Genomic DNA, 267 nt, shown 5'->3' on the forward strand with positions numbered 1-267 from the left:
CGAAAAGAAAACGGAGCCGAGAATGATTAAAAAATTAGCCATAATTTTATGTGGAGTATGTTTAAGCACATCTGTAATGGCAAAAACCCAAGCTGAATTTCAAACATATTTGGACGCTTTAAAGCAAGAAGCAATTGCAAAGGGTTACGACAGCCAGCTTATTGATCAAGCATTTGCTGGTGCAAGCTATAAAGAAAAAATAGTATCTGCTGATAAAAATCAGCCAGAAGTCAAAGAAACGCTTGAAACCTATTTACCTAAACGTGT

The 267-nt window shown here is 36.0% G+C and carries 1 protein-coding gene; it reads left to right on the plus strand.

The window, feature by feature from the left end; all coding sequences use genetic code 11:
* Positions 1–22: 22 nt before the first annotated feature.
* Positions 23–267 (plus strand): lytic murein transglycosylase (locus AAEY62_RS22740; protein WP_350636684.1); only part of this gene is annotated, 245 nt, incomplete at its 3' end.

This window comes from Pseudoalteromonas sp. GW168-MNA-CIBAN-0100, from assembly GCF_040309225.1.
GTDB lineage: Bacteria > Pseudomonadota > Gammaproteobacteria > Enterobacterales > Alteromonadaceae > Pseudoalteromonas > Pseudoalteromonas arctica.